General features: G+C 68.0%; 26 protein-coding genes. 20 read left to right on the forward strand and 6 right to left on the reverse strand.

Annotated elements, in window-relative coordinates; translation table 11 throughout:
* Nucleotides 1-26: 26 nt before the first annotated feature.
* Nucleotides 27-1,172, reverse strand: coding sequence for an amidohydrolase family protein (locus tag VHC63_07385; GenBank protein ID HVV36412.1), 1,146 nt, complete (start codon nt 1,170-1,172; stop codon nt 27-29).
* 9 nt (nt 1,173-1,181) lie between these two features.
* Nucleotides 1,182-2,255 (reverse strand): glycoside hydrolase family 172 protein, encoded by a 1,074-nt coding sequence (locus VHC63_07390; protein ID HVV36413.1) that lies wholly within the window; start codon nt 2,253-2,255, stop codon nt 1,182-1,184.
* A gap of 107 nt (nt 2,256-2,362) precedes the next feature.
* Between VHC63_07390 and VHC63_07395 the strand changes: the two genes are divergently transcribed.
* From VHC63_07395 to VHC63_07410, 4 genes are read left to right on the forward strand one after another with little or no spacing between them, the layout of a single operon-like run.
* Nucleotides 2,363-2,593 (forward strand): hypothetical protein, encoded by a 231-nt coding sequence (locus VHC63_07395; GenBank protein ID HVV36414.1) that lies wholly within the window; start codon nt 2,363-2,365, stop codon nt 2,591-2,593.
* Between the two features lie 11 nt (nt 2,594-2,604).
* Nucleotides 2,605-2,799, forward strand: coding sequence for a ferredoxin (locus tag VHC63_07400; protein HVV36415.1), 195 nt, complete (start codon nt 2,605-2,607; stop codon nt 2,797-2,799).
* A 25-nt stretch (nt 2,800-2,824) separates the two neighbouring features.
* Entirely contained in the window at nt 2,825-3,439 is a 615-nt protein-coding gene (locus tag VHC63_07405; GenBank protein HVV36416.1) for a hypothetical protein, read from the forward strand.
* 10 nt (nt 3,440-3,449) lie between these two features.
* Nucleotides 3,450-4,634 (forward strand): cytochrome P450, encoded by a 1,185-nt coding sequence (locus tag VHC63_07410; protein HVV36417.1) that lies wholly within the window; start codon nt 3,450-3,452, stop codon nt 4,632-4,634.
* Between the two features lie 8 nt (nt 4,635-4,642).
* Here VHC63_07410 and VHC63_07415 read toward each other — a convergent pair whose 3' ends face one another.
* The gene (locus VHC63_07415) at nt 4,643-5,251 is read right to left on the reverse strand and encodes a class I SAM-dependent methyltransferase (protein HVV36418.1); all 609 of its coding nucleotides are present in this window, start codon (nt 5,249-5,251) and stop codon (nt 4,643-4,645) included.
* 50 nt (nt 5,252-5,301) lie between these two features.
* On the opposite strand from VHC63_07415, the gene VHC63_07420 reads away from it, so the two are divergent.
* Genes VHC63_07420 through hypB form a run of 11 tightly spaced genes read left to right on the forward strand, consistent with a single transcriptional unit; the run spans nt 5,302 to nt 16,138 of the window.
* Nucleotides 5,302-5,691: a MerR family transcriptional regulator gene (locus tag VHC63_07420; GenBank protein ID HVV36419.1), complete on the forward strand. Its 390-nt coding sequence runs from the start codon at nt 5,302-5,304 to the stop codon at nt 5,689-5,691.
* Nucleotides 5,688-7,499 (forward strand): carboxyl transferase domain-containing protein, encoded by a 1,812-nt coding sequence (locus VHC63_07425; protein ID HVV36420.1) that lies wholly within the window; start codon nt 5,688-5,690, stop codon nt 7,497-7,499. The genes VHC63_07420 and VHC63_07425 overlap by 4 nt, the downstream gene beginning before the upstream one ends.
* A gap of 42 nt (nt 7,500-7,541) precedes the next feature.
* Nucleotides 7,542-8,573, forward strand: a complete 1,032-nt coding sequence (locus VHC63_07430; GenBank protein HVV36421.1) for a hypothetical protein — start codon at nt 7,542-7,544, stop codon at nt 8,571-8,573.
* A complete protein-coding gene (locus tag VHC63_07435) occupies nt 8,566-10,326 on the forward strand; it encodes a nickel-dependent hydrogenase large subunit (GenBank protein HVV36422.1) in 1,761 nt (586 codons plus the stop codon). Before VHC63_07430 ends, VHC63_07435 begins: the two co-directional genes overlap by 8 nt.
* A complete protein-coding gene (locus VHC63_07440) occupies nt 10,323-12,185 on the forward strand; it encodes a response regulator (protein ID HVV36423.1) in 1,863 nt (620 codons plus the stop codon). Before VHC63_07435 ends, VHC63_07440 begins: the two co-directional genes overlap by 4 nt.
* Nucleotides 12,182-13,342 carry a hypothetical protein gene (locus VHC63_07445; protein HVV36424.1) on the forward strand — a complete coding sequence of 387 codons (1,161 nt, stop codon included), beginning with the start codon at nt 12,182-12,184 and terminating at the stop codon, nt 13,340-13,342. Before VHC63_07440 ends, VHC63_07445 begins: the two co-directional genes overlap by 4 nt.
* Entirely contained in the window at nt 13,339-13,806 is a 468-nt protein-coding gene (locus tag VHC63_07450) for a hydrogenase maturation protease (GenBank protein HVV36425.1), read from the forward strand. The genes VHC63_07445 and VHC63_07450 overlap by 4 nt, the downstream gene beginning before the upstream one ends.
* Nucleotides 13,797-14,024 (forward strand): HypC/HybG/HupF family hydrogenase formation chaperone, encoded by a 228-nt coding sequence (locus VHC63_07455; GenBank protein ID HVV36426.1) that lies wholly within the window; start codon nt 13,797-13,799, stop codon nt 14,022-14,024. Before VHC63_07450 ends, VHC63_07455 begins: the two co-directional genes overlap by 10 nt.
* The gene (gene hypD / locus VHC63_07460; protein HVV36427.1) at nt 14,021-15,139 is read left to right on the forward strand and encodes a hydrogenase formation protein HypD; all 1,119 of its coding nucleotides are present in this window, start codon (nt 14,021-14,023) and stop codon (nt 15,137-15,139) included. Before VHC63_07455 ends, hypD begins: the two co-directional genes overlap by 4 nt.
* 1 nt (nt 15,140) lies before the next feature.
* A complete protein-coding gene (locus tag VHC63_07465; protein ID HVV36428.1) occupies nt 15,141-15,470 on the forward strand; it encodes a hydrogenase maturation nickel metallochaperone HypA in 330 nt (109 codons plus the stop codon).
* On the forward strand, nt 15,470-16,138 hold the full coding sequence (gene hypB, locus VHC63_07470) for a hydrogenase nickel incorporation protein HypB (protein HVV36429.1): 669 nt from the start codon (nt 15,470-15,472) through the stop codon (nt 16,136-16,138). Before VHC63_07465 ends, hypB begins: the two co-directional genes overlap by 1 nt.
* A 62-nt stretch (nt 16,139-16,200) precedes the next feature.
* On the opposite strand, the gene VHC63_07475 is transcribed toward hypB, so the two are convergent.
* Nucleotides 16,201-17,025, reverse strand: coding sequence for an alpha/beta fold hydrolase (locus tag VHC63_07475; protein HVV36430.1), 825 nt, complete (start codon nt 17,023-17,025; stop codon nt 16,201-16,203).
* A gap of 17 nt (nt 17,026-17,042) precedes the next feature.
* Here VHC63_07475 and VHC63_07480 point away from each other — a divergent pair, with 17 nt between their 5' ends.
* The 5 genes from VHC63_07480 to VHC63_07500 all read left to right on the forward strand — a co-directional run bounded on the left by VHC63_07480 (nt 17,043) and on the right by VHC63_07500 (nt 23,112).
* Nucleotides 17,043-17,645, forward strand: a complete 603-nt coding sequence (locus VHC63_07480; GenBank protein HVV36431.1) for a TetR/AcrR family transcriptional regulator — start codon at nt 17,043-17,045, stop codon at nt 17,643-17,645.
* Nucleotides 17,639-19,375 (forward strand): ABC transporter ATP-binding protein, encoded by a 1,737-nt coding sequence (locus tag VHC63_07485; protein HVV36432.1) that lies wholly within the window; start codon nt 17,639-17,641, stop codon nt 19,373-19,375. The genes VHC63_07480 and VHC63_07485 overlap by 7 nt, the downstream gene beginning before the upstream one ends.
* Complete coding sequence (locus VHC63_07490) at nt 19,372-21,324, forward strand: ABC transporter ATP-binding protein (protein HVV36433.1); 1,953 nt, start codon at nt 19,372-19,374, stop codon at nt 21,322-21,324. The genes VHC63_07485 and VHC63_07490 overlap by 4 nt, the downstream gene beginning before the upstream one ends.
* 109 nt (nt 21,325-21,433) lie before the next feature.
* Nucleotides 21,434-21,862, forward strand: coding sequence for a MarR family transcriptional regulator (locus VHC63_07495; protein ID HVV36434.1), 429 nt, complete (start codon nt 21,434-21,436; stop codon nt 21,860-21,862).
* Nucleotides 21,859-23,112, forward strand: coding sequence for an MFS transporter (locus VHC63_07500; GenBank protein HVV36435.1), 1,254 nt, complete (start codon nt 21,859-21,861; stop codon nt 23,110-23,112). The genes VHC63_07495 and VHC63_07500 overlap by 4 nt, the downstream gene beginning before the upstream one ends.
* Here the strand turns inward: VHC63_07500 and VHC63_07505 are convergent.
* Nucleotides 23,047-23,865 carry a TauD/TfdA family dioxygenase gene (locus tag VHC63_07505; protein ID HVV36436.1) on the reverse strand — a complete coding sequence of 273 codons (819 nt, stop codon included), beginning with the start codon at nt 23,863-23,865 and terminating at the stop codon, nt 23,047-23,049. The two genes, VHC63_07500 and VHC63_07505, sit on opposite strands and share 66 nt — an antisense overlap.
* A complete protein-coding gene (locus tag VHC63_07510; protein ID HVV36437.1) occupies nt 23,862-24,761 on the reverse strand; it encodes a TIGR03560 family F420-dependent LLM class oxidoreductase in 900 nt (299 codons plus the stop codon). Before VHC63_07510 ends, VHC63_07505 begins: the two co-directional genes overlap by 4 nt.
* Nucleotides 24,762-24,766: the final 5 nt, after the last annotated feature.

The following is a 24,766-nucleotide window of genomic DNA, read 5'->3' on the forward strand; positions in this document are numbered from 1 at the left end:
CAGAGCCGGCCTAGGGATGCACACGGTTACGCAGTCGGCGGTGCGGGGACGCTCGGGAACAGTTCCTGGAACGCGCCGATGCGGATGCGGTGCGACGTCTCGGCGTCGACGCCGTCGAACAACTCGTGCAGGGTCTCCTGGGTGTGGCCGAACGTGCCCTCGAAGTGCGGGTAGTCGCTTCCCCACAACACGTTGCGCCACCCCATCGCCGAGCACGCCTTGACGGCCGACGAGTCGTGCTGGAACGAGGCGTACACCTGCTCGTAGAGATACTGCGACGGCGGCTTGGACAGCTTGGGCTGGACCGCCGCGCCGTGTTGGCGGTAGCCCTCGTCCATGCGGTCGGCGAGGAACGGCCCCCATGTGGCCCCGCCTTCGGACACCAGCACCTTGAGCTCGGGGTGACGGTCGAGGGCGCCGCAGGCGATCAACTGCGTGACGGCGCGCTGACCGCCATAGGTCGTCTCGACGTAGTTGAGCACCGCGCCACCGGGGCCGCGGTAGTAGCGGCCCTGGCGCTCGTTGGGGGCGAACGGTTCGGTCCCGATGTGAAAGCCGATGCGCATGCCGGACTCTGCGAACGCGGCCCACAGCGGCGCCCACTCGTCGTCGTGCCACTCCGGACGACCGTTGGGCGGCTTCACCGGCAAGAAGGCGATGAGAAACCCTTCGTCGCGGCAGCGCTTCAGTTCGGCGACGGCGTCGGCCACGTCCGCGAGCGGCAGCGACGCGCAGCACACGAACCGCGGCGACTTCGACTGGAAGTGGCCGACGAACTCGTTGAGCAGGCGCGCTCCGGCACGCGCCACCTCGGGGGTGCGGATGTTGAACTGCCAGATGCCCAACCCCGGGTAGATGACCTCGCCCCAGACGCCTTCGTTGTCGAGGTCCTTGATGCGGTGCTCGGCGTCGTTGCCGTTGATGACGCGCTCGATGAAGTCGTTGTCGGTTGTGCCGATCGGCCGCGCGTTGATCCCGCCGAATCCTTTCTTCTTCGGCCCCTGCGGCAGCTCACGGCGGAACTCCTGGCCGTCGACGTAGATGGTCTCGAACTCGCCGCCGAGGTCCTTCACGCTGCGCGGCATGCGCTCGCGCAGGTGGTCAGGCAGTTGGTCGAAGAGATTGATCGGCTCGATGATGTGCGAGTCGCCCGAGTTCGCCCACAACTTCACGGCTATGGCTTAGACGATCTCGCGGTCGAGCGCTGACGGATACGGCGGGAAGGGGGCGACGGGCAGGGTCTGGTACCAGAAGGCCGTGGTGGCGATGTCGTCCTGGAGTTGGTTGTACTTCCAGCCCGACCGCCACCCGAGCGCCTGCATCTCGATGCGCAGGTCGGACTGGAACCGGATCGGGTCGGTGATGTGCCAGCGGTACAGCGAGAAGCGCTGCTGCGATCGGTAGGTGCCGTCGGGCCGCAGCACGAGCGGCATGCCGGCATACGGCGTGACGAACTCGGTGTACTGCCCGTCGCGATCGAAGTTGTACGACCCGCAGAAATAGTCCTCGGTGCCGGTGCCGCAGATCGTGGGCCACTCGCCGTCGCCGTCGATGAAGAACTTGAGCTCGCCCTCGCCCCACCAGCCCGAGTTGTTGACGCCCCAGCAGCAGTGCAGGCCCACGAACTGCCCGGCGCCGACGACGCCGTCGAGCACCTTGACGACCTCGCCCTTGGGCAGCGGGTTGACGCGGCGGAACTGCGCGCAGAAGTACGCCGCGTCTTCGGGCACCTCACACTCCGAGTAGTCGATTTGGTAGTAGAGCGTGCGCTCCTTGTGGCTCTCGTTGGTGAGCGTGATGCGGGCGCCGGTACGAAACGGCATCTCCCAGTAACAGTTGAAGGCGCTCCCCGGGTTGACGCATACGGCGAGCGACGAGATAGGCGCGTACTCACCCCAGCCCGACGCGAAGAAGTCGCCGAGCGGGCACTCCACCGACGGGTTCTCCTGGCCGTCCCAGTAGATGCGGATGGTCTGGTTGCGCCACGTGCCCGTCGGCGTCAGCCAGATGTGCTGGATGGCGCCCGAGCCCTTGATGTCGCACAGCGTGAACGTCTCGCCGGGGGCGATCTTCACCGACGGCGACACCTTCCAGCCCTGGCCCAGGTCCGACGACGGCCACGACCCCGTGCCCTCGGTCGCCATGCCGCCTTTGCCCTTCTCACCGGTGAAGTTCTCCGGGCTGATCGAGCGTGTCTGCGCGTCGGCGAGCCGCCACAGGTTCGCCAGGCCGACACCGAGTCCGTTCCACCCCATACCCGGAGTATTGCAAAACCACTGGTTTGCTTTTGATTTCCCAACAATGTGGGAAAGATTCCTCCACAACGCTCAGAACCCCGGCCGCAGCAACCGATGGAGGCGGCATGACGACGACAACGTGGCACTACGGCGACCTCGAGGTCACGCTGGCGCCGCGGCGCCGAGACCTCGGCTTCATGTCGATGCTCCTCGGCCTGCTCGGCTTCGTCGTCACTCCTCTCGCGGTGACGGGTTGGGTGCTGGTGCACTTCTTCCCGCTGTCGGTTCCCGTCGCGTTCACGATTGCCGTGCTGTTCGGCATCGGCATGTTCGCCACCGCCGTCGACGAGGAGTAAGAACGCACCCCATGAGGGTGTGGGTCGATCCCGAACGCTGCCAGGGCCACTGCCGCTGCGTCGCCGTGGCCGAAGATCTCTTCGCAGCCGACGACCTCGGCTACGCCCACGCCATCGGGGACGGCTCGGTCGCGCCCGAACAGGCCGCGCGCGCCCAGCTGGCGGTCAACAACTGCCCCGAGTACGCGGTGATTTTGGAGCCGTAACGGGTACGCCCATGGCGTGCGTGAAATGGACTTCCAACCTCAGCGGCGCCACGAGTTGCTCGCCGTGTATCCCGACCAGGAAACCGCCGACCACGTCATCGAAGAGCTGAAGCGCCGCTTCTACGAGCGCGACGTGCACGCCGGCACCGACCAGGACCGGCGCGATTCGCTCAACGCCGAGATGAGCGACGAGATGCGCGCCAGCTTCGCCGCCCCACAGGTCGGCGTGATCTACCCGAAGGAAGCGATGAAGACCGCGGCGTGGATGATGCCGCTGTTCATCGTGGCCGGCATGGTGATCATGTTGCCGATCGCGCTGGTAGTGCACGGCTCGCACCTGGCGACGGGCACCCGCGTCGTCGCCGGGCTGCTCATCGGCGCCGCCCTCGGCGCCACGATGGCGCTGATCCTCATGGGGCTCGGCGAGAAGAACCCCGACGAAGCGATGGCGGCTGAGCGCGGCGTGGTCGTGCGGGTGGGCGAGGACCGCGACGATCTCCGCTCGTTCATGCTCGAATCGCATCCGATCCGCCTCGACGTCGTGGACGACCGCGGCCGGCCGATCCAGACGATCGCCACCGAGCCCGATATGTCGCTCGACCCGCGGACGCAGGGCAAGCGGGAGACGCACTGGCCATAGCATTGCCCGCGTGACTGATTGGGCGACCGAGTTCAACCACTACACCGACGAGTACGCGGGCAACGCGTTCGCGGTGTGGGACGAGTTGCGGGAGCGCTGCCCCGTCGCCCACTCCGACGCATTCCGCGGCATGTGGGTGCCGACGCGCCATGACGACATCGTGGCGATCGCCCAGGACACCGACACGTTCAGCTCGCGCAGCCCGCTCGTGGCGCAGTACGGGTCGATGGCCGACTTCGGCATCGTCGTCCCGCCCATTTCGAGCGACCCGCCCTACCACACCGAGATCCGCCGCATGCTGCTGCCGTTCTTCGCCCCCGGCCGCATCGAGCAGCTGCGCCCGGCGGTCGAAGCGCACTGCGACGAGCTGATCGACGCCTTCGTCGACGGCGACGGCTGCGACGCGGCGGCCGACTACGCGCAGTACATCCCGGTGCGGGTGATCGCCACGATGCTCGGCATCCCGCCCGAGGACGGCGCCCAGTTCCGCACGTGGGTCGTCCAGTTGCTGGAGTCGGCGCCGACGAACATCGAGATCGCCGGCGCCAATCTGTTCCAGCTGTTCCAGTACTTCGGCGAGCACATGGAGCAGATGAAGGCCAGCCCGGGTGACGACCTGATCTCGTTCCTGGTGGCCGAAGCCCAAGGTGTCATCGGCCGCGAACTGCAGCAGGACGAGTTGTTTGGCATGTGCCTGCTGTTACTCCTCGCCGGCATCGACACGACGTGGTCGGCCATCGGGGCGTCGATCTGGCACCTTGCCGACCATCCGAATGATCAGGATCGGCTGCGCGCCGAGCCGCAACTGTGGCCCGTTGCCCTCGAAGAACTGCTGCGGGCCTACGCCCCGGTGACGATGGCGCGCGAGGTCACCCACGACACCGAGTTCCGCGGGTGCCCGATGCGCAAGGGTGACCCGCTGCTGCTGCCGTTTCCGTCGGCCAACCGCGACCCCGCCGCCTTCGACCGCGCCGACGAGGTCATCATCGACCGCGCCGAGAACCGCCACCTCGCCTTCGGCGTCGGCATCCACCGCTGCCTCGGTTCGAACCTCGCCCGGCTCGAAGTGCAAGTGGCGGTGCAGCACTTCGTCGAGCGCGTCGGTCCGTTCCGGCTCGCCGATCCCGACGCCGTGCGCTGGGCCAAGGGTCAGGTGCGCGGGCCCCGCGCGCTGCCCGTCGCCTTCGTGAAGTAGGCCCGGACTCAGGACCGCACGGCCACGACGGCGATGCGCGGCCGCCTATCCGCGACGCGCCGTTCGGTGCGCACGTCGGCAAAGCCGTGGGACCGGCACGCGGTGACGAAGCCCTCCGCCTGATCGTCGGTCCACCCGTGTGCGCCGTGGCCCGAGGCGCCGTTGGTCGTGTTGGCCTCGATGGCCACGAAGCGACCGCCGGGCACGAGGACGCGCCGCACCTCGTCGAGGCCGGCGTCGAGGTCCTGCCAGTGGTGCACCGTCGACAGCGACCACGCCACGTCGACGCTGCCGTCGTCGAGCGGTAGGTGCTCCGCGCTGCCGTGGCGGAACTTCGCGCCACCGAACGGCGTCAGGACGCGGCCGAGGCGCAGCATCACCGCCGCCGGGTCGACGCCGACGACGCTGGCCGCGCCGCGTCGGCGCGCCAGGCGCGCCGCCACTCCGGGGCCGCACCCGATGTCGACGACGCGATCACCGGAGTGCAGACCGGCGACGTCGGCGGCGAACTCACCGACCTGGTCGCGGCCGAACACGAACGACACGCCGATGAGAAAGCCCGACAGCCCGGAGAAGGGGCGGTGGTGGGCGTGGTGATTGGGCACGGAGGTTTCCATAGCAGGGACCTTGACAATTGAACCCAGGTTCAAGTCAAGTACCTCGTGTGATGGCAATCGGAGATCTGGCGGCGCGGGCCGGCGTGCCCACCTCGACGGTCCGCTACTACGAGCGCCGTGGGCTCCTGGCGCCCGACGGCCGGTCGTCGGGGCAGCGCCGCTACACCGACGAATCGCTGCGCCGCTTGGTGTTCATCGGGATGATGCAAGACGCCGGGCTGTCGCTCGACGACATCATCGGCGTCCTGGCGGCGCGCGACGTGCGCGAGTGGAAGGCGATCGGCCTCGCTCGCCTCGAGACCCTCGAGGACGAGATCCGCAAGCTCGAAAACGCCCGCAACTACCTGCGCGGCACGTTGCTGTGCCACTTCGCCCACCCGGCGACGGACTGCAAGGTCATGGGTGCCGAGATCGACCGTCGCCTAGCTTCGAGCGCGTGATCGACGTCGCCTCGCCCCTGACCGGCATTGTCGCGTCCGTCGCCGTGAGCGTCGGCGACCACGTGCACGCCGGCCAGACCGTCGCCGTCGTCGAGTCGATGAAGATGGAACACGTCGTCGAAGCCGGCAGCGACGGCGTCGTCGCCACGATCAGCGTCAAGCCGGGCGACAACGTCACCCCCGGCACGGCCCTTCTCACGTTGACCCCCCAGGTTTTTGTGTCCCCAGATCCGAAAGACCCGAACCTGGGGACACAAAAACCGGCGGGCGACCCTCGGGCGGACCTCGCCGAGGTCGTGGCGCGGCATGAAGTCGGGCTCGACGCGCACCGACCCGAGGCGGTGGCGCGGCGGCGCAAGACCGGGCAGCGCACGGCGCGCGAGAACGTCGCCGACCTGATCGACCCGGGCACGCTGGTCGAGTACGGACCGATCGTCGTGGCCGCGCAACGGCGTCGCCGTTCGATCGACGACCTGATCACGCAGACGCCGGCCGACGGCATGATCGGCGGGATCGCGAAAGTCGACGGCCGCCCGACGGTCGTGGTGTCGTACGACTACACCGTGCTCGCCGGGACGCAAGGCGCGCAGAATCACCGCAAGAAGGACCGCCTCTTCGAACTGGCGGCGACGCTGCGAGCCCCGGTGGTGTTCTTCACCGAAGGCGGCGGTGGGCGCCCCGGCGACACCGACGGCATCGGCGGCTCGGGCCTCGACGTGCTGGCGTTCCGGCTCTTCGGCGAGCTGTCGGGCCTCGTGCCGCTCGTCGGCATCAACAGCGGTCGCTGCTTCGCCGGCAACGCCGCCATCCTCGGGTGTTGCGACGTCGTGATCGCAACGCAGAACTCCAACATCGGGATGGGCGGTCCGGCGATGGTCGAAGGCGGCGGCCTCGGTGTCTTCAAGCCCGAGGAAATCGGCCCGATGAGCGTGCAGGTGCCCAACGGCGTGGTCGACATCGCAGTGGCCGACGAAGCCGAAGCCGTCGCCGTTGCCAAGCTTTACCTGTCGTACTTCGGCGGGCGGCGTGACGACTGGACCTATCGCGATCCGACACGCTGCCGCGACGTCGTGCCCGAGAACCGCCTGCGCGTCTACGACACGCGCGCCGCCGTCGCGGCCATCGCCGATGACGAGTCCGTCCTCGAGATCCGTCCACACTTCGGCCTCGGCATGGTCACGGCCTTCATCCGCGTCGAAGGGCGGCCGATAGGTGTAATTGCGAACAATCCCACCCACCTCGCGGGCGCGATCGACGCCGATGGCGCCGACAAGGCGGCGCGCTTCATGCAGTTGTGCGACGCGTTCGACATCCCATTGCTGATGCTGTGCGACACGCCGGGGATCATGGTCGGACCCGAAGTCGAGAAGACGGCGCTGGTGCGCCACGTGAGTCGCATGTTCGTCGTGGGCGCCAACGTGACGGTGCCGACGATGACCATCGTGTTGCGCAAGGGCTACGGCCTCGGCGCCATGACGATGGCGGCCGGGTGTTTCAAGTCGCCGCTGTTCACCGTCGCCTGGCCCACGGGCGAGTTCGGCGGCATGGGCCTCGAGGGCGCGGTGCGCCTGGGCTATCGGCGCGAACTCGAGGCGATCGAGGACGACGCCGAACGCGAGCGCGTGTTCGAAGAGATGGTGGCCCGGATGTACGAACACGGCAAAGCGATCAACTCTGCCAGCTACTTCGAGATCGACGACGTGATCGACCCGGCCGACTCCCGCCGCTGGATCACGTCCGCCCTCGACGCCGTGCCGCCGGCTCCGGTGCGCGAGGGAAAGAAGCGACCCAACGTTGACACCTGGTGAGCGACCATATGCTTCTGACAACCGTCTGACCTGGAGGTTTTCTTGACCGACACGCGGCAACTGCAGCAGGGGGTACCCGTCCTGTGGTTGACCGCTGGCCTCGGTTGCGACGGCGACAGCATCGCCATGACGGCGGCGACGCAACCGAGCATCGAGGACCTCGTCGACGGGGTCTTCCCCGGCGTGCCCGCCGTCGAGTTGCACCACCCGATCCTCGGCTACGAGGTCGGCGACGAATTCCTGGCGACGTTCCACCGCGCGGCGCGCGGCGAGATGGACCCGTACATCCTCGTCGTCGAAGGTTCGGTGCCCGACGAGTCGCGCAGCGGGGAGGGGTACTTCGCCGCCATGGGCAACGACCCGGAAACCGGTGAGCCGATCACGACCGTCGAATGGATCGATCGGCTCACAGCCCACGCGTGGGCGGTCGTGGCCGTCGGCACCTGCGCGGCCTACGGCGGCATCCACGCCATGCCAGGTAACCCGACCGGCGCGATGGGTCTCACGGACTACCTCGGTTGGGACTGGACGGCGCCGTCCGGACTCCCGGTCGTCAACATCAGCGGCTGTCCTGTTCGTCCCGACAACGTCACGTCGACGCTTCTCGAGCTGCTGCGCTTCCGCGTCGGCGACCAGCCGCCGCTCGCCCTCGACGCCGAACGCCGCCCGGCCGCCCTCTTCGACCACACCGTGCACGAGGGCTGCGACCGCGGCGGCTACTACGAACAGGGCGACTTCGCCGGTGCCTACGGCTCGAGCCGCTGCATCGTGAAGCTCGGCTGCTGGGGGCCCGTCGCCGACTGCAACGTCGCCAAGCAGGGCTGGATCAACGGCGTCGGCGGGTGCGCCAACGTCGGCGGTGCCTGCAACGGCTGCACGATGCCCGGCTGGCCCGACAAATTCGAACCGTTCATGGACGAGCCGGCCGGCGCCAAGATGTCGACGTCCGCCGTCTTGCTCTACGGCCGCACCGTGCGCGCCCTGCGCGACATCACGCGCCGATCGATGAACCTCGAACCCGAGTGGCGCCGCGTTCGCATCACCCCGCGACCCGAGGCCCAACGCGATGAGTGACACGCGCGACTCCGTCGTCGAGATGTCGTGGGATCCGATCACCCGCATCGTCGGGTCGCTCGGAGTGCACACCAAGATCGACTTCGACCAGCGGGTCGTCGTCGACTGCCAGTCGACGTCGTCGATCTTTCGCGGCTACAGCGTGTTCATGCGCGGCAAAGACCCGCGCGACGTTCACCAGATCACGAGCCGCATCTGCGGCATCTGCGGCGACAACCACGCCACGTGCGCGCTGTACACGCAGCACATGGCCTTCGGCATCCATCCGCCAGCGCTCGCCGAGTGGGTGATCAACCTCGGCGAAGCCGCCGAGTACATGTTCGACCACAACCTGTTCCAGGAGAACCTCGTCGGAGTCGACTTCTGCGAGCGCATGGTCGCCGAGACGAACCCGGGCGTGCTCGAGCGGGCCCGCACCACACCGGCGCCCCACTTCGAGCAGCACGGCTACCGCACCATCGGCGACATCATGCGCGCCTTCAACCCCTTCGAGGGCGAGCTGTATCGCGAGGCGCTGCACATGAGCCGCGTCACCCGCGAGATGTTTTGCTTGATGGAGGGGCGCCACGTGCACCCGTCCACGCTGTACCCCGGCGGCGTCGGCACCGTCGTCACGTCGCAACTGCTCGACGACTACCTCGTGCGCCTCCTGCGCTACACGGAGTTCCTCAAGCGCATGGTCCCGCTCCACGACGACCTGTTCGACTTCTTCTACGAAGCGCTGCCGGGCTACGAAGAGGTAGGCCGCCGCCGCATCCTGCTGGCATCGCTCGGCACGTTCCAGAACCCCGGCCACTGCGACTTCCGCTACGAGACGATGACGGACTGGGGCCGGCAGATGTTCGTGACGCCGGGCATCGTCGTCGACGGCGAACTCGTCACCACTGACCTGGTCGAGATCAACCTCGGCATGCGCATCCTGCTCGGCAGCTCGTACTACGACGACTGGGCCGGCGGTGAGATGTTCGTGACGCACGACCCGCTGGGCAACCCCGTCGACCCGCGGCATCCCTGGAACCAGACGACGTTGCCGCATCCGGCCAAGCGCGACCTCAACGACAAGTACACGTGGGTGATGTCGCCGCGCTGGTACGACGCCCGCAGCGGCGACCACCTCCCGCTCGACACCGGTGGCGGGCCGCTCGCACGCCTGTGGGTGACGGCCCTGGCCGGGCTCGTCGAAACGCCTTTCGTCCGCGCGACGGGAAACAGCGTGGAGATCACGCTGCCGCGTACGGCGAACGTCGGCGAGGTGCAGCTGGAGTGGACGATCCCGCAGTGGTCGAACGCCCTCGAACGCGACCGCGCCCGCTCGTACTTCCAGGCCTACGCCGCCGCCAAGGCGTTCTACTTCCTCGACCAGGCGCGTGCCGAGCTGGCCGCCGGCCGCGTCGAAACCTGGACGCCGTTCGACGTCCCCGAAGAAGCGGTCGCCTGCGGCTTCCACGAGGCCGTACGCGGGCTGCTGTCGCATCACATGGTGATCCGCGACGGCCGGGTTGCGAACTATCACCCGTACCCACCGACGTCGTGGAACGCCAGCCCGCGCGACAGCTTCGGCACCGCCGGGCCGTATGAAGACGCCATCATCGGCACACCCATCTTCGAAGAGAACGACCGCGACAACTTCAAGGGCATCGACATCATGCGCGTCGTCCGCAGCTTCGACCCGTGCCTGCCGTGTGGTGTTCACATGACACTCGGCGGCGGCAAGGTGCTCCAGACGGTGCACCCTCCGAGGTACAGCCCGTGACACGCCGCGGCGCCGGCGAGTTCGACAGCGACGAGGCCGCCCAGGCGCTGCTCGAGCAGCAACTCGCCGACCTCGCCATGATCGACGGCAGTGCGCTCGACGTGTTGCTGCGCCTCGGTCAAGCGGTGTTCCCCGACGCGTCGCAACTCGGCGACCGCTCGCTGCTGATCTGGCCGGAGCAGGACCGCAACCACGCCAACCACAACGGCAACCACGAAGACCCCCGCGAGCTGGCGGCGCGCGTCGAGCGCACCGAAGCGCGCTTCAAGTCGCTGATCTCGCAGATCCCCGCCGTCGTCTTCTACGCCGCGCTGGGCGAAGGTGAGAACGAGGTCTTCGTCAGCCCACAGATCGAAGAGCTGCTCGGCTTCACCGCCGAGGAATGGCTCGGCGACCCGCTCCTCTGGTACCGCCAGCTGCATCCGGCCGACCACGATCGGCTCGTCGCCGCGTTCACACGCGGCGTGCAGACGGGCGAGCCCTTCCGCGCCGAAGTCCGCTTCTTCGCCCGCGACGGCCACGAGGTGTGGATCCTCGGCGAAGCCCGACTGATCAAAGACGAACTCGGCCGGCCCGACTTCTTCCAGGGCGTCGCCTTCGACATCACTGCAACGAAGCAGGCGCAGGAACGGGTCACCGCCATCGAACGGCTGCGCGTCGAGGAACTCACGCGCATCAACGCCGAGCTCACCGTCGCGAAGGACGCGGCCGAAGAGGCGGCGACGGCCCGCCAAATCTTCTTGGCGACGATGACGCACGAACTGCGCACGCCGCTCAACTCCGTGATCGTGCTCTCGGAGTTGTTGAGCGAGTCGCCCCTGTCGAGCGAACAGGCCGAGATGGTCCGCACGATGCAGACCTCGGCCAAGTTCCTGTTGAAGCTGATCGCCGACATCCTCGACTTCAGCCGCCTGCGGGCCTCCAGCCTCGACCTCGACCTCCAACCAATGGCGGTGCGCGCCTGGCTCGCGCGCACCATGGAGATCGCCGCCCCGTCGATCCGGGAGAAGGGCCTCGCCCTCGACGTCGAGGTCGACGACACGACACCGCCCGTCGTCCTGGGCGACGAGAGCCGGCTGCGCCAGATCCTGCTCAACTTGCTCACGAACGCCACCAAGTTCACCAACGAAGGCGCCGTCGAGGTGTACCTGTCGGCACTGCCCTTCGACGACGAGTGGGAGTTCATCTGCTCGGTCGACGACTCGGGCGAAGGCGTCCCCGTCGACCTGGCCGACGCGCTGTTCGACGAGTTCCGCCAAGCCGACGCCGGCGTGGCGCGCCGTCATGGCGGGGCGGGACTCGGCCTCGCCATCTGCCGGCAGCTATGCACGCTCATGGGCGGCAACATCTGGATCGAAGAAAGCTCGCTCGGCGGTGCTCGCTTCGTCTTCACGTGGCGAGCGAAGGCACTTGACGCCAGCGCGCTGCCCGAGGCAGCCGCTCCCCCCGAACGGGTCAACGGCGTCACCGCCCCGAGCCAGCTGCGCATCTTGGTTGCCGAGGACAACGCGGTGAACACGTTCGTGCTGCGGCGCGTGCTCGAGACGCTCGGCTACAGCGCCGAGTTCGTCACCGACGGCTTCGAGGCGGTCAGCGCCGTCGAGGACGCCGACTTCGACGTGGTGCTGATGGACATCTCCATGCCGCGCATGGACGGGTTGGCGGCGTCGCGCCACATCCGGGCGCTCGGGTCGGCGGTACGCCAACCGGTGATCGTCGGACTCACCGCCCACGCCATGCCCGGCGACCGCACCGAAGGCATCGCGGCCGGCATGGACGACTACCTCACGAAGCCGATCGACAAAGCCGAGCTGGCGCGGGCACTGTCGGAGGCGGCCGAGCACGGCCGCTCGGCGTGAGCACGGATCCCTTCGCCCCCGCGCAGGCCATCGCCGATGCCGTGCTGTGGGAGGGCTACGTGCTGTATCCCTACCGCGCCGGTGTCACCAAGAATCGGATGCGGTGGCAGTTCGGCGTGCTGGTGCCGCCGCGCTACGCGCACGCCGACGGCTTCGAGCACGCCGCGCTGGCGACCGAGTGCATCGCCGAGGCCGGCCCGGGGTTCCGCGTGACGGCACGGGTGCGGTTCTTGCAGTGTCAGCGCCGGCAAGTCGAGGTGGCCGGCGCGGATGGCTTCACCCGCGTCGACGAGGTCGAGCACGAGGGGCACCGCGTCACGTCGTGGGACGAAGGCGTACCGCAGTCCTTCGACATCGGCGTGGGCGTCACGCCCTTCGCTCTCCCCGCCGATCACACCGTCGAGTATCTCGACCCGTCAACCCGCGTCGTGCGCACTCGCGCGGCGGTCTCCGGCATCCTGCATCTCGAGACGGCGCCGGTCGACGGCTACGTGCGCGTGCGTCTGTCCGTCGAGAACACCACCGACTGGGGACCCGCCGGCGCGTCACGCGACGAGGCGATCGCGTATTCGGCGCTGGCGGCGCACGCGCTCCTGCACGTCGATCACGGCCGGTTCGTTTCTTCGCTCGACCCGCCGCCCGACGCCCGCACCGCCGTCGAGGGGTGCGCCAACGACGGCGCCTTTCCCGTCTTGGCTGGCGACGACCTGATGCTGGCGTCGCCGATCATCCTCTACGACCACCCGGAAGTCGCACCCCGCAGTCCGGGGGCGATGTTCGACGGCACCGAGATCGACGAGATCCTGTCGTTGCGGGTGATGACGCTGACGGCCGACGAGAAGGAGTGGGCGCGCGACACCGATCCGCTGGCGCGCGCTTTGGTCGACCGCGTCGAGACGCTCACCCCTGATGCGCTGGCCGCACTGCACGCCGACATGCTCACGCCCCAGTTGCGCGTCGGCAGCCGCGTGCGGTTGCAGCCGAGCAAGCACCGGCGCACTGACGCGCAGGACATGCTCGTCGCGGGGATGTCGGCGACCGTGAAGGGATTGTTCGAGGACCTCGAGGGAGCGCAGTACGTCGCCGTGGTGGTCGACGGCGACGACGATTTTGGCCGCTACCGCTACTTCTACCCCGACGAGATCGAACTCGTATGAAGACGATGGTCGCCGGCGTCGGCAACATCTTCCTCGGCGACGACGGCTTCGGCTGCGAGGTGATCGCCCGTTTGCGTGACCGCGCCTTGCCCGCGCACGTCCGCGTCGAGGACTACGGCGTGCGCGGGACGCACCTCGCGCTCGACCTGCTCGACGGGTACGAGACGTTGATCCTCGTGGACACGCTCGCCGGCGACGAGGCCCCCGGCACGGTCCGCCTGGTCGAGCTCGCGACCGTGGACGCCGCGGTCGCCGCCGGCGCGGCCACCGACGCGCACGCCATGACGCCCGAGTCCGTGCTGCGGATGGTGGCGAACATGGGTGGGCGCCTCGAGCGCGTGCTGGTGGTGGGCTGCCAGCCCGCGTCGGTGGCCGAGGGGATCGGACTGTCGGCGCCGGTGCACGCGGCCGTCGACGCCGCAGTGCGTATCGTCGAGTCCTTGGCGGACGAACCATGTGCCTAGCGATCCCCGGCCAGATCGTCGAGATACTCGACAACGACCAGCTGGCGCGGGTCGACGTGAGCGGCGTGCGCCGCGTCATCAACGTCGGCCTGCTGGAGGACGACCCGGCAGCGCTGGGCGACTGGGTGCTGATCCACGTCGGCTTCGCCATGGCCAAGATCGACGAGGCCGAAGCCGTCGCCGCGCTCGCGGCGCTCGAAGACGGAGAACTCACGTGAAGTTCGTCGACGAGTACCGCGATCCGGTTGCGGCGCGCCGCGTCATCGAACGCATCGGCGCACTCGTCGACCCCGACCGCCACTACAAGTTCATGGAGGTCTGCGGCGGCCACACCCACGCCATCTACCGCCACGGCATCGAGCACGTCCTGCCGAGCAACATCGAGCTGGTCCACGGACCCGGTTGTCCCGTATGTGTGATCCCGATGGGTCGCATCGACGATGCCATCGCCATCGCGTCGACGCCCAACGTGATCTTCACCAGTTTCGGCGACCTGATGCGCGTGCCGGGCGGCGGCCGCGGCAACAGCCTGCTGGCGGCCAAGGCGCGCGGCGCCGACGTGCGCGTCGTGTACTCGCCGCTCGACGCGCTGCAACTGGCCGTCGATAACCCCGAGCGCGAGGTCGTGTTCTTCGCCGTCGGCTTCGAGACGACGGCGCCGTCGACGGCGCTCACATTGCAACGCGCTCGCGACGACGCCGTCGTCAACTTCAGCGTGTTCTGCAACCACGTGACGATCGTGCCGCCGATCAAGGCGATCCTCGACTCGCCCGACATGCGCCTCGACGGCTTCATCGGGCCCGGCCACGTGTCGACCGTCGTGGGCAACCGCCCGTACCGGTTCGTGCCGCGCGACTACCACCTGCCGCTGGTGACCGCCGGGTTCGAACCTCTCGACATCCTCCAGGCCATCGAGATGCTGCTGCTGCAGTTGCGCGACGGTCGCTGCGAAGTCGAGAACCAGTACACCCGCGTCGTGCGCGACGAAGGCAACGCCACCGCGCTCGCCGCGCTCGCCGAGGTGTTCGAGCTGCGCCCGCACTTCGAGTGGCGCGGCCTCGGCTTCATCGCCCAGAGCGCGCTCAAGCTGCGCGCCGAGTTCGCCAAGTGGGACGCCGAGGTGCGCTTCGAAATCCCCAACGTGCGCGTGGCCGACCCCAAGGCGTGCCAGTGCGGCGAGGTGTTGAAGGGCGCGCTCAAGCCGTGGCAGTGCAAGGTCTTCGGCACCGCCTGCACGCCCGAAACGCCGATCGGCACGTGCATGGTGTCGTCGGAAGGCGCGTGCGCCGCGTATTACAACTACGGCCGCATCATCCGGCGCCGCGATGCATGAGATGGCGATCGCCGAGTCGATCTTCGACACCGTGACGGCGCGCCGCGGCGGTCGCCGCGTCGAGCGCGTCGACGTGCGCATCGGTTACCTGCGCCAAGTCGTGCCCGACGCGTTGGAGTTCGCGTGGCAGGTCCGCACCCAGGACACCGACCTCGCCGGCTGCATACTCGCCATAGACCACGTGCCCGCCGTCGTGGTGTGCGAGGAGTGCGGCGCCACGACGACCCTCGACCTGCCGATTCCGCAGTGCGACGAGTGCGAAGGGTTCGAGGTCACGGTGGTCAGCGGCGAGGAGTTCGACCTGTTGTCCTTCGACGAGGAGCGTGTCTAGTGGGACTCGTGCACCGGACCGACGTGATGGAGTCGTTGCTGGCCGAGAACGATCACCTCGCCGACCACAACCGCGAAGACCTGGCGACCCACGGCGTGTGGTCGCTCAACCTCATGTCGTCGCCGGGAGCCGGCAAGACCACGCTGCTGCAGCGGACCCTCGACGCACTGCGCGACCGGTTGCGCATCGGCGTCGTCGAAGGCGACGTCGAGACGAGCCTCGACGCCGACAAGTTGTCGCCGCTCGCCGCTGCCGTCTCGCTCGTGAACACGGGCAAGGGCTTCGCCGGCGAGTGCCACCTCGACGCCCGCATGGTGCGCGCCGGCCTCGCCGGGCTGCCGCTGGCGGAACTCGACGTGGTCATCGTCGAGAACGTGGGCAACCTGGTGTGTCCCGCCGAGTTCGACGTCGGCGAGCACGCCAAGGCGATGGTGTTCGCCGTCACCGAGGGTGAGGAGAAGCCGCTCAAGTACCCGGTGATGTTCCGCGCCGTCGACGTCGTCGTGATGAACAAGGTCGACCTGCTCCCCCACCTCGATTTCGACGTCGACGCGTTCGTCGCCAATGTGCGCGCCGTCAACCCGTCGGCGATCGTGCTGCCGGTCAGCGCCACGACGGGCGAGGGCCTCGACGCCTGGCTCGCCTGGCTCCTGGCGGCGATGTCCTAATAGCCCAACCACAAACTTGTGTTCTGTCGCACCCGAAACGGGTGCGACAGAACACAAGTTTGTCAGGAGACGCCGCGGGCATGGGTGGTGATGCGCTCGACGATCGTGTCCCACAGCTGCGGCGGGTAGTCGTGGCCCATGCCCTCGACGACCGAGAAGGTCGAGCCGGGGATGCACTCGTGGGTCAGGCGGCCGGCGTCGATCGGGACGAGGCGATCGGCGTCGCCGTGGAGGACGAGTGTGGGCACGGCAAGCGAACGCAGCGCCTCCTGGCGTGAACCCGAGCGGGCAATGGCGGCCACCTGGCGGGCGCGGCCCTTGGGGTCGAAGCAGCGGTCATACGCCGCCTCGGCATCCGCGGTGAGGCGTTCGACCTCGCGGAACGCTGGGCTGCCCCACACGTTGATCCCGGCGATGTACTGCGCCACCGCCTCGTCGCGTGTCTTGGGCGCCTTGGCTCCGAAGACCGCCGCCACGTCGGGATCGGCGGCCAGCGCGACACCGCCGGGCGACGACATCACCGTCGTCATCGACAGCACACGCTGCGGATGCGCCAGCGCCATCGTCTGCACGATCATGCCGCCCATCGACCAGCCGGCGATGTGCGCCTGCTGCGCGCCGACGGCGTCAAGCACGGCGAAGCCGTCGTCGGCCATGTCGGCGAGCGTGTACTCGGGCCCGTCGGGCAAGTGGGACGAAAGGCCCACGTCGCGGTTGTCGAAGCGCACGACCTGGAACCCATTCGCCGCGAACTTCTCGCAGAACGCCTCTTTGAAGTTGATGCACTGGCTGCCGAGGCCGTTGACCAGCAGCAGCGTCGGGTCCGCCGGGTTCCCGAACGTCTCGTAGTACAGCTCGACGGTCCCGTTTTGTGAGTGAGTGCGCACTCACTTATAGTAGCGCTGTGACTCAGGCTCTTTCGTCGCGGCCCAAGCGGGCCAGCGCCCTTCCCCCCGAAGAGCGGCGGGCGATGATCGTCGAGGCGACCCTCCCGCTCCTGCTCGAGTACGGCGAGGCGGTGACGACGCGCCAGATCGCCGACGCGGCGGGCATCGCCGAAGGCACGATCTTCCGTGCCTTCACCGACAAGGACGAAGTGATCGCGGCCGTCCTCGAGAAGGCACTCGACACCACCGCCCTCGAAGAAGCGCTGTCGAGGATCAAGCTCGACCGGCCCTTCGAGAAGTGCCTCGATGAAGCCGTCGCCGCCATCCAGCGTCGCGTCGTCGACATCTGGCAGCTCATGTCGGCCGTGGGACCACGCTTTCATCCGCAGAAGAAATCCGAGCCGACGCCGATCAGCCCGGCGCTCACGCGGCTCTTCGAGGCGCACAAGGACCGCCTCGGCGTGAAGCCGGCCGAGGCCGCCAAGTTCCTACGGGCGCTGACGATGTCGGTGACCCACCCCATGCTCAACGACAACCCCATGTCGTCGCGCGACGTCGTGAAGTTGTTCCTCTACGGCGTCCATGCCAGGCCCGACGGAAGGAAGCCCGGCGCATGCTGATCAAAGTCCTCCGCACCCACCTGCGGCCCTACAAGAAGACGCTGCTGGTCATGGTCGCGCTGCAGGCGGTGCAGACCAGCGCGGCGCTGACGCTGCCCACACTCAACGCCCGCATCATCGACAAGGGCATCCTGCAGAAGAACACGCACTACATCTGGCACGAAGGCTTCATCATGCTCGGCTTCTCGCTCGTGCAGATCGTGTTCTCGGTGTGGGCCGTGTACCTCGGCGGCAAGGTCGCCATGAGCTTCGGCCGCGACATCCGCAACAACCTGTTCCACAAGGTGACGGGCTTCTCGGCGCGCGAGGTGGGCACTTTTGGTGCGCCGTCGCTGATCACGCGCATCACCAACGACGTGCAGCAGATCCAGATGCTCGTCGTGATGGTGTGCACGATGGCGATCTCGGCACCCATCACCATGGTCGTGGGCGTGATCATGGCGCTGCGCCAGGACGTCGGCCTGTCCGCCATCCTGCTCGTGTCGATGCCCGCCGCGGCAATCGTCCTCGGCCTCATCGTCGGCGGCATGGTGCCGTCGTTCCGGGTCATGCAGGAACGCATCGACGAGATCAACCGCATCCTGCGCGAGCAGATCACCGGCATTCGCGTCGTGCGCGCCTTCGTGCGCGAGAAGGAAGAGGACCGCCGTTTCACCAAGGCCAACACGGAGTTGACGGCGGTGTCGTTGCGCGCCGGGCGCCTCCAGTCCTCGATGTTCCCGACCGTGAACATTCTCGTGAACCTGTCGTCGGTGGGCGTGGTCGCCCTCGGCGCCCACCGGGTCGCCGAAGGCCACATCCAGGTCGGCACGATCGTCGCCTACCTCAGCTACCTCGTGCAGATCCTCATGTCGATCGTCATGGCGACCTTCATGGTGTCGGTGATTCCCCGCGCCGCCGTGTCGTCGGGCCGCGTCCAGGAGGTGCTCGACACCGACTCGTCGGTCGTCCCGCCCGAAGTTGGCGCCACCCCCCGCACCCGTGGCCAGGTCGAGTTCCGCAACGCCGGCTTCCACTACCCCGGCGCTGAGCACTCGGTGCTCAACGACATCTCGTTCCTGACCGAGCGCGGCCAGACCACGGCGATCGTGGGATCGAGCGGTGCGGGCAAGACGACGCTGGTGGGCCTAGTCGCCCGGCTGTTCGACGCCACGTCGGGTCAGATTCTGATCGACGGCGTCGACGTGCGCGACCTCGCGCCCCACGACGTCACCGACCGCATCGGGTTCGTGCCGCAGCGCCCGTTCCTGTTCGCCGGCACCGTGGCGTCGAATCTCCGCTACGGCAAGGCCGACGCCACCGACGAAGAGATGTGGGAGGCCCTGCGGGTGGCGCAGGCCGAGGACTTCGTGCGCGAGATGCCCGGCGGCCTCGAGGCGCGCATCGAACAGGGCGGCACCAACGTGTCGGGCGGCCAGCGCCAGCGCCTCTCGATCGCCCGTGCCCTCATCCGCCGGCCCGAGGTCTTCGTCTTCGACGACTCGTTCTCCGCCCTCGACCTCACCACCGACGCCAAACTGCGCGCCGCCCTGCCGGCGTTTACGTCGGAGTCCGCGGTACTGATCGTGGCCCAGCGCGTCTCGACCATCTCGACGGCGGACCAGATCATCGTGCTCGAAGACGGCGAGATCGTCGGCAAGGGCACCCACGACGAGTTGCTGGCGACCTGCGAGACGTATGCCGAGATCGTGCAGTCGCAGATCGGCGAGAAGGAAGAGGCGGCGGCGTGAGTGCTCCGATGAACGGCAACGGACACGGCAACGGCGCGAAGGCCAACGGCAAGGCGAAGGACGCGCCCGACAAGCCCAAGGCGCTACCGCCCGGCGCGCTGCAGTCGGGCCCGGGCGGCCGGTGGGGCGCCATGGGCATGCCGCTCGAGAAGTCGCAGAACTTCGGGACCTCCGTCCGGCGGCTAGCGCGCATGCTCGGTCGGCGCTGGTACACGATCGGGCTGGTGCTGTTCTGCTCGATCACGAGCACCGTGCTCAACGTGTACGGCCCGCGCGTCCTCGGCCACGCCACCGACGTGGTGTTCAAGGGTGCGGCGCCGGTGCTCTTCGGCGGCAAGAGCCTGGGCATCAACTTCGCCCAGCTGCACCACTACCTCTTCCAGGCAGTGGCGCTCTACAGCACGTCGTGGGTACTGCTCATCTGCTCCGCGTACATGATCGCCGGCCTGGTGCAGGGAATGATGTTCGACCTGCGCGAAGAGGCCGAGGACAAGATCAACTCGCTGCCGCTGAGCTACATCGACCGCCAAGCGCGCGGCGACCTGCTCAGCCGCGTCACCAACGACCTCGACAACGTCGCCCAGACGCTCCAGCAGACGATGAGCCAGACGATCACGTCGGTGTTCATGCTCGCCGGCACGATGATCATGATGTTCTCGATTTCGTGGATGCTGGCCCTCGTCGCCCTCACCACGGTGCCGACGTCGATCTTCGTCATGCAGCGCATCGCCCGCAGCGCCCGCCCGCGCTTCATCAGCCAGTGGATGAACACCGGCTCGCTCAACGCCCAGGTGGAAGAGACCTTCACCGGCCACGCCGTCGTCAAGGCGTTCGGCCAGCAGGAGGCCACCGAGGAGCGCTTCCGCGAGACGAACGACGAGCTGTACGAAGCTGCGTTCGGCGCGCAGTTCCGCTCGAGCCTCATGCAGCCCGCGACGATGTTCATGGGCAACCTGCAGTACGTGCTCGTGGCGGTCGTGGGCGGCCTGCGGGTCGCCGCGGGCGCCATCACCGTGGGCGACGTGCAGGCGTTCATTCAGTACTCGCGGCAGTTCTCGATGCCGCTCACGCAGCTGGCATCGAGCGCCAACATCTTCCAGTCCGGCATCGCGTCGCTCGAGCGCGTCTTCGAGTTCCTCGACGCCGAGGACATGAGCGCCGAGCAGCCCTACGGCGTCATCACCGAACCGACGCGGGGCCGGGTCGAGTTCGACCACGTGTCGTTCTCCTACAACCCCGACGTGCCGCTGATCGAGGACCTGTCGCTGGTCGCCGAACCCGGTGAGACGATCGCCATCGTCGGCCCGACGGGTGCCGGCAAGACCACGCTGGTCAACCTCATCATGCGGTTCTACGAGCTGAACAGCGGCCAGATCACCCTCGACGGGCGCAACATCGCCGAGATGTCGCGCCAGGAGCTGCGCAGCCAGATCGGCATGGTGCTCCAGGACACGTGGCTTTTCGGTGGCACGATCCACGACAACATCGCCTACGCCAAGCCCGACGCCACCGACGAGGAAGTGCTGGCCGCCGCCAAGGCCACCTACGTCGACCGCTTCGTGCACAACCTGCCCGACGGGTACAACTCGCTGATCAACGAAGAGGGCGACAACATCTCGGCCGGTCAGAAGCAGCTGCTGACGATCGCCCGCGCCTTCCTCGCCGACCCGGCGATCCTGATCCTCGACGAGGCCACGTCGTCGGTCGACACCCGTACCGAGGTGCAGGTGCAGGAGGCGATGAACGCGCTGCGCCATGGACGCACGTCATTCGTCATCGCCCACCGCCTCTCCACCATTCGCGGCGCCGACCTCATCGTCGTCATGGAGCACGGCCGCATCGTCGAGCAGGGCACACACCACGAACTGCTCAGCCGCGACGGCCCCTACTTCCGCCTCTACAACTCGCAGTTCGCCGGCGCCGCCGACACCGAACTCGAACCCGTCTAACAACCGTCCGCAGCGCTGTGTGCGGGACTGCTCCGGCATTTGCCGAAGCAACCCCGCACACGGGAAGCCGGATACTTCACCGAGCTAATTAGTCTGGTAAAGTATCTTCATGTACCGCGTGGAGGAGATGGCAGCCCGGCTTCGGCTGAGTGCCACCCACTTGCACCGAGCGCTGCGCCGCGAGTCGGGGGTGCTGCTGTCGCCGAGTCAGATGTCGGCGCTCGCCGCCATCGACCGCCACGGACCGATCACCCTCGGCGCCCTCGCCGAGCACGAAGGCGTCGCTCCCCCGTCGATCACCAAGGTGATCGCGGTGCTGGAGGACGACGGCTTCGTCACCCGCGCGCCCGACCCCAGCGACCGGCGCGTCAACTTCGTCTCGACCACGCCCCAGGGCGCCGAGATCGTGGCCGAGTCGCGCCGCCGCAAGACGGCGTGGCTGTCGGGCCGCATCCGTGAGCTGAGCGCCGACCAGCGCCAGCGCCTCGCCGACGCCCTCGACGTGATCGACGAACTCGTCAAGAAAGAACACGCATGAGCACGACCTTCCGCTCCCTCACGCACCGTAACTTCAAGCTGTTCTTCACCGGCCAGCTGATCTCGCAGGTGGGCAACTGGCTGACGCTGGTGGCCCAGACCCTGCTGGTGTTCAAGCTCACCCACTCGGGCACGATGCTCGGCCTGCTGGCCGCCGCGCAGTTCGGGCCGGTCCTGCTGATGGGTGCCTACTCCGGCCTCGTGGCCGACCGCTCCGACAAGCGCAAGCTGCTGCTGATCGTGCAGAGCCTGGCCATGGTCCAGTCCTTCGCGCTCGCCGGTGTCGCCTTCATGCACCACCCGCCGGTGGCCGCGATCTTCGCCATCGCCATCGCCGGCGGCTGCGCCACGGCGTTCGACAACCCGGCGCGGCGCAGCTTCGTCGTCGAGATGGTGCCCGACGACGACATCAACAACGCGGTCTCGCTCAACTCGGCGCTGATGACGGGCTCGCGCATCGTGGGCCCGGCGCTCGCCGGGTTCCTCATCACGACCGTCGGCTTCGGGTGGGCTTTCGCCCTCGACGGCTTGAGCTACATCGCAGTGCTGGTCGCGCTGGCCCGTATGAACACCGCCGAGCTGCGCCCCGCGCCGGTGACGGAAAAGGGCCGCGGCCAGATCGCCGAAGGCATCCGCTACGTGCGCAGCATCCCCGACCTGTGGATCCCGCTCATGATGATGACCGTCATCGGCACGCTGGCGTTCAACTTCCAGACGGTGCTGCCGGTCTTCGTCAAGCGCGACCTCCACGGCGGCGACCTCACCTTCACGCTGCTGTTCAGCGTCGTGAGCACCGGCTCGCTCGTGGGCGCGCTGTTCACGGCGCGGCGCAAGGAAGTCCGGCTCAGTCACGTCACGCAGGCGGCGCTTGCCTTCGGCGCCGCGATGACGCTGTGGGCCATCAGCCCGAACTCACCGGTGGCCTTCCTCGTCGGCGTCACGATCGGCCTGTCGAGCATCGCGTTCATGACGTCGTCGACGACGATCGTGCAGGTGCGGGCCAACCCGTCGATGCGCGGCCGCGTGCTGGCGCTCCAAGCGATCGTGTTCCTCGGCAGCACCCCGCTCGGCGGACCGATCATCGGGCTCATCTCGCAGCACTTCGGCGCCCGCTACGCCCTCGGCCTCGGCGCCGCCGGCTGCTTCACCGCCGCCCTGGTCGGCTACCTCAAGCGGTCAGGCCCCTCAGGCCCGGTAGAACGGCTTGTCGCCGGCGATGGTGACGCGCTCGACGGTGCGCTTGCTGGGTAGGTAGTCGTTGACCGCGTAGTGCTGCGTGGCGCGGTTGTCCCAGAACGCCACCGACGTGCGCGTCCACTTGAAGCGCACCTGCACGTCGGGAATCGACGTCTGGCGGTACAGCACGTCGAGGAGTTCCTTCGACTCGTCGCGATCCATGCCCTCGATGTGGGTGGTGAAAGAGCGGTTCACGTACAGCGTCTCGCGTCCGGTCTCGGGGTGCGTGCGCACGACGGGATGCAGCTGCGGCGGGTTCTCCTCCCGCATGCGCGCCTTGGTCTCCTCGGTCTGCCCGCGCCCGAAGGCGCGGGTGAAGTCGTGGACTGCTTCGAGGCCGCGGATGCGGTCCTTCACGTCCTCGGGGAGCATGTCGAAGGCGAGCGCCATGTCGGCCCACAAGGTGTCGCCGCCGATCGCCGGCAGCTTGCGCATGGCCAGGATCGATCCGAGCGACGGTTCGGGCCGCCACGACACGTCGCTGTGCCAGATATCCGGACCCCCGTACTTGCCGCCGGTCGGGATGCGGAACAGTTCGGGATGCGCCTGGTCCTTGGGCGTAAGCGGGTGAACCTCGAGCTCGCCGAAGCGACGCCCGAACGCGATGTGGCGCTCGGGTGTGAGGTTGGTCTGGCCGCGGAAGAAGATGACCTTGTGGGCCAGCAGCGCGGCGCGAATCTCGGCGATGGTGTCGTCGCTGTGCTCATCCGCGATCTGGATGCCGACGAGCTCGGCGCCGATGGTGCCCGTCAGCCGCTTGACCTTCATCGGAACTGCGCCGCCACGTCGTTGATGAACAGATCGCAGGTGTCCTTGCGCCGCGGCATCGAGCCCATGGTGAAGTCGGGGATGATCAACTCGTCGCAGCCAGCCTCCGCGTAGGCGGCGACGACTTCGGCGACTTCTTTGGCGTTGCCGACAAGACACGACATGGCGCGCTTGTCCTTCAGCCACTCCTCGTCGTCGGACAGGAACAGCATCGCCTGGGTCGACACCTGGATCTGCGACGGGTCGCGGCCGACGGCGTCGCAGTGCTGATGCAACACGCCGACCTTGTGGCGCAGCGTTTCGGGATCCGTCCACGCGTTCCACTCATCCGCGTATTGCGCCGCGATGCGCAGCGTGCGCTTCTCGCCCCCGCCGCCGATGAGGATCGGCAGCGCTGCCTGCACCGGCGCGGGCTGGTTGGGCGCGTCGCGCACGTCGTAGTACTCACCCTTGAACGTGGTGCGGTGCTCGCGGGTGAGACCGCGGATCACCTGCACCGCTTCTTCGAAGCGGTCGAGACGCTGCTTGATCGTGCCGAGCTCGAGGCCGTAGGCGACGTGTTCGTTCTCCTGCCACCCGGCACCGAGTCCGAGCAGCAGCCGCCCGTTCGACATGTTGTCGACGGCGGCGGCGATGTTCGCCAGCACGCTGGCGTGCCGGTAGGTCACGGAGGTCACCAGCGGGGCCAGCCGCAGCCGCGTCGTCGTCGCCGCCAAACCGGCCAGCACCGACCAGCACTCGAGCGTCGGACCGTCGGCCGCCTCGAGCGTGCCGCTGTTGGGCATGAAGTGGTCGGCGAAGTACACGCCGTCCCAGCCGGTCGCCTCGCAGTGCTGCGCCAGTTCCAGTATTTCCCCCCAGGGCCGCTGTGGTGACGGCCAGATGCTGAATCGCATGGTCG

This window comes from Acidimicrobiales bacterium, assembly GCA_035546775.1.
Taxonomy (GTDB): domain Bacteria; phylum Actinomycetota; class Acidimicrobiia; order Acidimicrobiales; family JACCXE01; genus JACCXE01.